Raw genomic sequence first — 8,211 nt, 5'->3', positions numbered from 1 at the left:
GCGACCGCAGGGAGCATCAGAAGTGCCCGACAGGGTGCAACCTTAAAGGCGACCGCAGGGCATTGTAGGGGCGGTCTTCGACCGCCCGCTTTCACCTTCGCCAACGCTCGCTTTGTATATTCATGCAACCCTTATGCAACAAAAAGGGTTTTTGGCAGTGGAGTCAACCAATGAAAGCACTGCTGCATAGTATAAAGCTAAGGAGTTGATTCATTTGCAGCTACATTATCCCGCTAATACCATACGCATTAACAGGGCTGAGCTCTATACACAGCAGCGACAAGGAGTCTCCATTATTACTTGCACCAACCGACCCGAATGCCGAGATAATATTCTGGCTAATTTCTTCCGCCAGGATTTCTCGCCCCAAGAACTATTAATTATACTAAACTTGAATAGCATGGACTTACGGGAATGGAGAATGTGGACAGCGGGCTATCCTGGTGTAAGGGTATTCCAAGTGGATGAATCTCAAACTCAAGGGGCCTGTCTGAATTATGCCTTAAACTATATCAATATGGACTATGTAGCCAAATTTGATGATGATGATTACTATACCCCGGGCTATTTGCGGGAGCAAATGGAAACATTTGCGCTTAGCGCTGCACATGTGGTGGGGAAATCAAGCTGGTTTATCTACTTTGAAGAAAGTCAGACTCTGGCAATTTTCAATCCTAATCATGAGAACTCTTATGAAGAATATCTAACGGGAGGCAGCCTGGTAATAAAACGGGAAGTATTCCAAGAGGTAAAGTTCCGTGATTTTAGTGTGGGAGAAGACCTCTGGTTCTTAAAAGACTGTGCGGAAAAAGGAATCATAATCTATTCTTCCTCGCGCTTCAATTTTGTCGGCATAAGACGCCGGGATTCAGGAAGCCACACCTGGCAGGAAAGCGAGGAACAGATAATGCCTCGCTGTGAGTTTGTAGCTCATGCCGCTGACTATCGTCCGCTGATAATCAGCCCGTGATACATCATAATAACCCAGGGAACAAAATGGATGTTTATAGGATATAATATTAATCAGCTTTTTTTCATAGCCATTGCTCCCCTGCTCTTGCTCCAAGAGCTGAGGTTGCCGGGTGGAGATGGGATATGATATATAAAGCACGGGGTTATTCTTTTCCCCCGAACATATTCAGGGGCTTTATTAGGCTGTTCACCAGGGAATAATAGCTTATGATAGCTGGGACAGGCTATGGGGATCAGACCATTGAAGCATTATGGAGCCCTGGAATGGCCGGCATTATTACATAGAACGGAGGAATATCACAACTTGATACCATATACAACAAAACATGAAAAACTATTAGATCAATTACAGGTGAACCCTGATAGCGGCTTAAGCTCCGCAGAAGCCTCCCAACGGCTGGTGGAATACGGGGAAAACAAGCTACAGGCGAAAAAGAAGAAAAGCATGCTACAGCGATTCTTAGAGCAGTTCTATGATGTCATGATTCTAATCTTAATACTGGCAGCGGCAATTTCATTTGTAGTTGCCTGCTATGAAGGAGAAGGGTTTTATGAACCGGTTTTAATCCTGTTAATTGTTGTGCTTAATGCCATATTGGGTGTGGTACAGGAAAGCAGAGCGGAAAAAGCTTTGGAATCCTTGCAAGAGCTCTCCGCCCCTCATGCGCGAGTCATTCGCGATGGCCAGGAAAGCATTATCGAGGCCTCTTTTTTAGTGCCGGGCGATATTATTAAATTAGAAGCCGGAGACAGTGTTCCTGCTGATGCCAGGCTTATTCATTCCAGCAGTTTAAAGTCTGAGGAATCGGCCCTGACCGGGGAATCTGTTCCCAGCGAAAAGGATGCGACCGCTGCGGTAGCGGCCAACGCGCCTTTAGGTGATCGCTTCAACATGGTTTATGCCGGGTGCAGCATTACCTATGGTAATGCCCGAGCGGTTATTGCCGCCACGGGGATGAATACGGAAATAGGTAAAATAGCCCACCTCCTGGATGCCGCCAAGGACAGGCAAACCCCTCTGCAGCACCGGCTAGCGGTGCTGGGAAAATATCTGGGACTTATGGCCCTGGGGATATGCGCCGTCATTTTTATTATCGGATTAATCGATGGCATGCAGGTCATGGAAATCTTTATGATAGCAGTGGCACTGGCTGTTTCAGCTATTCCCGAAGGCCTGCCGGCGATTGTTACTATTGTTCTGGCCATCGGGGTACAACGAATGGTGAAAAAGAACGCTATTATCAGAAGATTGCCGGCAGTGGAGACTTTGGGCAGCGCCTCAGTTATTTGCTCTGATAAAACGGGTACCTTGACCCAAAACCAAATGACGCTGGTAAAAGCATTGGCTGACGGTGCTTCCGTTTTGGAGGATATTGGTGAAAGCAATTCTGCCGTTATTAAAAAACTGCTGCAATATTCTGCGCTATGCTGTGATGGTACGGTAGAGTTTGAAGATGGCAAGGAACGGCATATTGGTGACCCTACCGAGACCTCCATCGTCCTGGCTGCTCATAAAAACAACCTGCCCAAGGATGAATTAAACCGCCTGTACCCGCGATTGGCTGAACTGCCCTTTGATTCAGACCGCAAGTTAATGACAACTGTCAATCAAATTGATGGCAAATACCTGGTAATTGTGAAAGGCGCTTTCGATGTTTTAGCCGCCAGGTGCATAGCCGGAGACCTGGAAGCCGCACGAAGATTCAACAACGAAATGAGCCGGAACGCTTTGCGCGTGCTGGCGGTAGCCTATAAAGAAATTGAAACTTTGCCCGAAACAGCCCGCAGCGAAGAACTGGAAAAGGAACTTATTTTCATGGGTTTGCTGGGTATGATTGACCCACCCCGACCGGAAGCGCGGGATGCGGTCGCCATCTGCCGCCAGGCCGGAATTAAGCCGGTCATGATAACCGGCGACCATGTAGGAACTGCTTCTGCCATTGCTAAAGACCTGAGCATAATGCTCGATGGAGACAAGGCCATTACCGGCAACGAACTGGCCAATTTGTCCGATAGCGAGCTTGATGAGCAGGTACGCCGGATTTCGGTCTATGCCCGGGTTTCACCGGAAGATAAAATTCGCATTGTACGCGCCTGGCAGCATCAGGGCGAAATCGTGTCCATGACCGGCGATGGGGTGAATGACGCCCCGGCTTTAAAAGCCGCAGATATTGGCTGTGCCATGGGTATAACCGGTACTGATGTGGCCAAAGGCGCCGCCGATATGATACTGACAGATGATAATTTTGCCACTATTGTGGATGCTGTAAAGGAAGGCCGGGGTATTTATGATAATATCAAAAAAACCGTGGGCTTCCTGCTGGGAACCAATGTGGGTGAAGTACTGGCTGTCTTTTTGGCTATGATATTATGGAAAGCCTCGCCATTTCTGGCTATGCAGCTTTTGTTGATTAACCTGGTTACTGATGGCCTGCCCGCTATTGCACTGGGTATGGAACCGGTGGAAAGTGATGTTATGGAGCGCAAGCCCAAGCCCAAAGAAGAGAGTATCTTTGCCCACGGTATGGGCACCCGCATCCTGCTGCAAGGGGCCATGTTTGCTCTTTTAACCCTTATTGGCTTCTTTATGGTCTGGCAAAACACCGGGGATATCGTGGCCGGGCGCAGCATGGCGTTTCTCATAATGGCGCTTTCGCAGGTGATTCACTCCTTCAATATGCGCTCCAACCATTCTTTGTTTAAAACCGGCATTTTCACCAACAGGTACTTGAATGGCGCTGCCTTTATTTCACTGGCCTTGATCGCTCTGGTGGTCTTCCTTCCCCCGGTGGCCTTCGCCTTTGGCTTGACGCAGTTGTCCGCTGCCATGTATCTCAGCGCTCTGGGCCTGGCCCTGGTTCCAGTAGTAGTCCTGGAACTTTCTAAGGCCTTCGGCCTGGTGAAGCATCAAGCATAAACATGTCCGCTTAATTGTTCATAGTTCCAAACCCAATAACCTGCCAGGACAAGGTAGGTTTTCTTTTGACCTGGGATGGGGGTTTACATAAAAAGAAACCACATTATTGTATTTGTTGTTATGCTGTTTTTTGCTGCTGTTTATGCAACAGGTGGATTCATGTTAAGTGATCCCGGATATCATCAGCAACGCAAGCAACTTTTTTTCATTGACAAACTTTGTTCATACTTCAGGAATTTAACCAGTCCTCCGGACACGGGCGGATGGTGGTGGGGATTTTGCTGGCTCGGCGGGAGTTGGTCGCGGCTTCCAGACGTAAAATACATCTTTCTATTACGGCAAAAAGATTGTAATAATCCAAAACTAGCTTTCTTGCCGCCCATATTTTATCCAGGTTTTTCTCATAGCGATTTTCCGCCAGGCATTCTTCGATAGAGCTTATAGCCGTTTCCACATCATCAATATCTATGCAGGTGTAAGCACCTTGAGGAAAGTACTCTCCCAGGTTGGGACAGCCGTAATATAGGGGATAGGCACCAGCCAAATAGCAATCAGCGATTTTTTCGGTCCAGTAATGGGGAAAGGAACTGTTTTCTATGGCTATGTGATACTTATATTCCTTGATGGCATCCCATTTGTCTTCAATATAATTAATGTTAGTCCCAAAACGCTCGATCCTGGAACCAAAGTGTTCCATTAGCCGCTCCACAAAAGCCAGCCGTTTCCTGTGACCTGCGGTAAATTGTTTATTGGAGCAGACCAACGAAATCAGCTTGTTCTTTTCAATAGCTTCCATTCCTTTGAAATCATCATAATCCAGGTTGACTTTGCTCTTCGCTTGTCTTATGTCGATGATTACCCTCCCCACATACCAGTTGAAAGCAGGGTAATAGATTAACCGGGGATGGGAAAAATTATGGCCCGGACAAGTTAGCACCGTGGAGAACTGTTGGATAAAATCCGGCTCATAGCGGAAAACACTGGGGGGCTCAACCGCGAGCAAGATGGTGTTTCCCAGCGGACAAAGGGCGCTTTCCTCATTCTTTAATCCATCATAAACCACCCAATAATCACATTCTTCTATATCCTCATTAATAAAAAACTGACAATTTCCCCATATTCCCCGGGAGCCGGGCGTTTGGCGAATGATGGGTTCGTGGGGAAAGCTGGAAAGTTTAACTTTTAACATCTTTGTATCTCCTTTTAAACAAGAAAAGTGAGGGGTAAGCTCAAACAAATCATTTATCCCTGAGTATTCAACCGATTCACCCTTGGCGATAGACCCTTCTAGCGTTTTAGTGATTTCCCGCTCCGTAATAGGCCTTTTGTTCTATTTGCGACAAGAGGCTTCTTAAACCATATCTCTCATTTATACTATCAACACTTAAGCCATTTGCCCTCTGTTTGATAGACTCGATTACAGTCAGGAATATTATATGCATCACATACAAAAAGAGGCACCCAATTATGTTTTATGTTTTCGACAACACTAGACCACTTTAATGCCGTATTTCTTTAACAGCTGCACCGCATTGGTTTTGACATTATCATCGGCAAAACCGGAATCGCGGAAAACTACCCGGGCTATTTCCTGACCGGATTGTTTCATATCGCCGATAGCTTCGATAAAGTCAAGGGTCAGTCCGTCTTCCAGACAAACAATCATGTAGCCCAGACCTACGGAATAGGCAGTCTTACCTGCTATCTGAATTTCTTCCAGGGGCATGGTCAGGTCTATACCGTATTTCAGCATAATCTCATATAGCATGTCCTCCTGAGTGCGGTCTTCTTTAATGGGATCGACCATCCCTTTTAGAGTTTCTTCCAGTTCTTCAACATCCGGGTCCCAGGCCTTGAGATTTGAGGTATCCAGCTTGAATACCTTAAAGCCTATATCCAGATTTTCAATGCCTTCTTTATCCTGGTTTTCTTCTTTTATCTTCTCACCGGCGCGGCGGATTCGTATCAGTAATGAGCTATCCGGAAGACGCGAGTGTAGCATATATCTTTTGAAGTTCAAAGCAGTGAACTGCATGGAATAGCAACTTACGCCCGAGTTGGGAAAATCTATCTCAATTACTACCAGCAAACATGGAGACTGACCCCAAGTTATTAGTTTATATAACTATATTTCATGATTAACTCTTTCTTCGTAATCGCTGCATAAAGGAAATGAAATTATATTGTGAATGAATTCGTGCCCGGCTACTTTTACGCCTCTTTCCTTGGCTTCCTTAAATGTAAGCATATTTTTGTCCCGTATCTCTTGAAATGATTCCAATAATGCCGGTCTCAACCTCACTTCCCCTTTCCTTTTGCTATGCCTGCACAAGCTTTTAGCATAGCATCTCTCGTCCCCCACTCGACTGAATATCCTTGTTAATAATATCGAAGAATTGCGCAAGAATCCCAATAAAGAATTTGTGCACATGAAACGTTATTTGATCCTGAGAGTACGCAAGAGTCTAAAATATACCCCCAATCATAAAGTCTCGGATTTTCTGGTACCCTTTACCTCATCAGGCTGCAGCGCTATGTGCCTGTATTATTCCCGCCATTGCTACTGGACAGACGGATATTTGATAAAACTAGACGCGGGTCAAGGCATTTTCCGACACGAACACATTCCTTATTTTAAATTCCAACGGTGATTCAATTAATAAAATAATTCGCATATCCCCTTTGAAATCATGAGTAAAATACGGATCTTTTAGATAATATCGGTCTTTAAAAATCCATTGAGGCTTCTCTAACTCGTATTTATTGCAAAGGAAGTCTACCATTGCTGCAATATAGGCATAGCTTGAATGAGGAATTACCTTGTAATACAATGGCTCTTCAAATACCATCTTTTTTTTATCTTCATAATCTGCCGCATAAAATTCATCAAGGAAATTACCAAAGAAGATGTTTATTTCGCTCAGATTATTATTTATGTTATCTACCATTTCTTTTACAGTCATTTTTCATTCATCTCCCCAATGATATCCATAAGCAGGAATTTAGTTTTAGCTTGAAATCTGTGTTGAGGATAATACTTAAGAATTATTGCTTCTGCTTTTTTATAATCCAGGATATTCATTTTCTTAAGTAAGAACTTAATATCATCTACGTCACTGGAGCTATCTATTCTAGCTGCCAAACATTTCATGGCCAATAGATATTCCGGGGAAGGCACATACACGTTAAGATTGGAAAATTTTTTGTATAATTTCACATCATTTTTATCGGATAAGAATCCCTTTACAGCATCATTTAGCCAATCATCGGCTAAATCATAATCTGCTGCAATTTCGCGGCTTAATTTATATATAAGTCCTTTTGGTTCGAAAAGAGCGTCAATATCTTTAGTAAAGCTACGTGCTCCATAGACCATACACATGACAGCTCCGCCGAACAAAACAATTTCCGCTGTTTTTCCGATATCCGCCAGTCTTTTATTTAATATTTCCAGATACTTCATCATGTCTTTTTTGTCCACTAATGTTACCCTCCTTTACAATGCGTTCATATAGTTAATTTTACCACTTTCCTAACGTTCATAGACATGAATAAATACCTCAAAGACTTTTCGTTCAGCTAAACACCAATGGAAAATCCGCTATGTGGATTACCGGATTAAAGAATTGGGCAACTACCAGGAGGGTAGTTCGTGCACAGTGAAAGCCAGGTATAAAGAATTGCCGCCAGATTTTAATATGCCGCCCGAATTGTCAGTAAAAAATATCACCCTGATTTCCGAGGGCTCCTATAACGGCGGTCATGCCTTCGTTTCCGGCGATGGGCAGAATTATGCCGCAACCATATCATTGGCGATTCTCCGCGACAATGAAATACAGATATATCTGGGTAAGAAAAACCGGGTGCTCTTTTACAAGCAAATGACCCTGCGGGGGGATGCGCAAAGCCATCAACTGGAAAGGCAAAAACATATCGGTCCCTTTACCGAATATATTCTGCTGGAGCCGGAACAAGGATTTATGCAAATCAAGCAGAACAGCTTCCTGGTTGAAGGACAGGTTGGCAGTACCAACGAAGCAGTAATTCACATTTTACCGGCTAAAATCGACCAGACTACCGGGACGATTACCGAATTGCCGGAACAAACCCTTATTTGTCACCAAGTTTCCGAACGAGTGTTTGTGCTAAAAATAGGTGGGTATAGGGGATGACATAGATCTTCGGTTTGGGTAATGGATATCAACCCAGCTTGGGCTGCTATACGTTAAACCCCCACCTTCCATTTCGAATAATCATTCGCTACATCATAAGTAACCCCGGTTTCCAGGGCGGCGAAGTGTTTTTTGCCACACTCAATTTTA

Annotated in this window: 8 protein-coding genes and 1 pseudogene; 4 read left to right on the top strand and 5 right to left on the bottom strand. The window is 44.6% G+C overall.

Features of this window, described 5'->3' with window-relative positions:
* Positions 1–214: 214 nt before the first annotated feature.
* Positions 215–970 carry a glycosyltransferase family 2 protein gene (locus PHP87_RS05685; protein WP_299919433.1) on the top strand — a complete coding sequence of 252 codons (756 nt, stop codon included), beginning with the start codon at positions 215–217 and terminating at the stop codon, positions 968–970.
* A 243-nt stretch (positions 971–1,213) separates the two neighbouring features.
* A complete protein-coding gene (locus tag PHP87_RS05680) occupies positions 1,214–3,889 on the top strand; it encodes a calcium-translocating P-type ATPase, PMCA-type (RefSeq protein WP_366942893.1) in 2,676 nt (891 codons plus the stop codon).
* Between the two features lie 229 nt (positions 3,890–4,118).
* Here PHP87_RS05680 and PHP87_RS05675 read toward each other — a convergent pair whose 3' ends face one another.
* The 3 genes from PHP87_RS05675 to PHP87_RS05665 form a co-directional block, all read right to left on the bottom strand.
* Positions 4,119–5,078, bottom strand: coding sequence for a glycosyltransferase family 10 (locus tag PHP87_RS05675; RefSeq protein WP_299919431.1), 960 nt, complete (start codon positions 5,076–5,078; stop codon positions 4,119–4,121).
* Positions 5,079–5,378: 300 nt separating this feature from the next.
* Positions 5,379–5,978, bottom strand: a complete 600-nt coding sequence (locus PHP87_RS05670; RefSeq protein ID WP_299919429.1) for a hypothetical protein — start codon at positions 5,976–5,978, stop codon at positions 5,379–5,381.
* A 36-nt stretch (positions 5,979–6,014) separates the two neighbouring features.
* Complete coding sequence (locus tag PHP87_RS05665) at positions 6,015–6,185, bottom strand: hypothetical protein (protein ID WP_299919427.1); 171 nt, start codon at positions 6,183–6,185, stop codon at positions 6,015–6,017.
* An 85-nt stretch (positions 6,186–6,270) separates the two neighbouring features.
* On the opposite strand from PHP87_RS05665, the pseudogene PHP87_RS05660 reads away from it, so the two are divergent.
* Positions 6,271–6,435: pseudogene (locus PHP87_RS05660) on the top strand (spore photoproduct lyase); the annotation flags it as partial.
* Positions 6,436–6,477: 42 nt separating this feature from the next.
* Here the strand turns inward: PHP87_RS05660 and PHP87_RS05655 are convergent.
* Both PHP87_RS05655 and PHP87_RS05650 read right to left on the bottom strand, forming a co-directional pair.
* Complete coding sequence (locus tag PHP87_RS05655; RefSeq protein ID WP_299919424.1) at positions 6,478–6,852, bottom strand: hypothetical protein; 375 nt, start codon at positions 6,850–6,852, stop codon at positions 6,478–6,480.
* On the bottom strand, positions 6,849–7,370 hold the full coding sequence (locus tag PHP87_RS05650; RefSeq protein WP_299919421.1) for a DUF6036 family nucleotidyltransferase: 522 nt from the start codon (positions 7,368–7,370) through the stop codon (positions 6,849–6,851). Before PHP87_RS05650 ends, PHP87_RS05655 begins: the two co-directional genes overlap by 4 nt.
* A gap of 178 nt (positions 7,371–7,548) precedes the next feature.
* Here PHP87_RS05650 and PHP87_RS05645 point away from each other — a divergent pair, with 178 nt between their 5' ends.
* Positions 7,549–8,061, top strand: coding sequence for a hypothetical protein (locus PHP87_RS05645; protein WP_299919419.1), 513 nt, complete (start codon positions 7,549–7,551; stop codon positions 8,059–8,061).
* Positions 8,062–8,211 lie beyond the last annotated feature (150 nt).

Origin of the sequence: Syntrophomonas sp., from assembly GCF_028707975.1 — a bacterium.
Taxonomy (GTDB): Bacteria; Bacillota; Syntrophomonadia; order Syntrophomonadales; family Syntrophomonadaceae; genus Syntrophomonas.
Note: the sequence above shows the minus strand (reverse complement) of the source record. Positions and strands in the feature narration are given on the sequence as shown.

Coding starts and splice junctions, on each gene's coding strand:
- PHP87_RS05655 (WP_299919424.1), bottom strand. CDS start 6,852: ATGACTGTAAAAGAAATGGTAGATAACATAAATAATAATCTGAGCGAA.
- PHP87_RS05675 (WP_299919431.1), bottom strand. CDS start 5,078: ATGTTAAAAGTTAAACTTTCCAGCTTTCCCCACGAACCCATCATTCGC.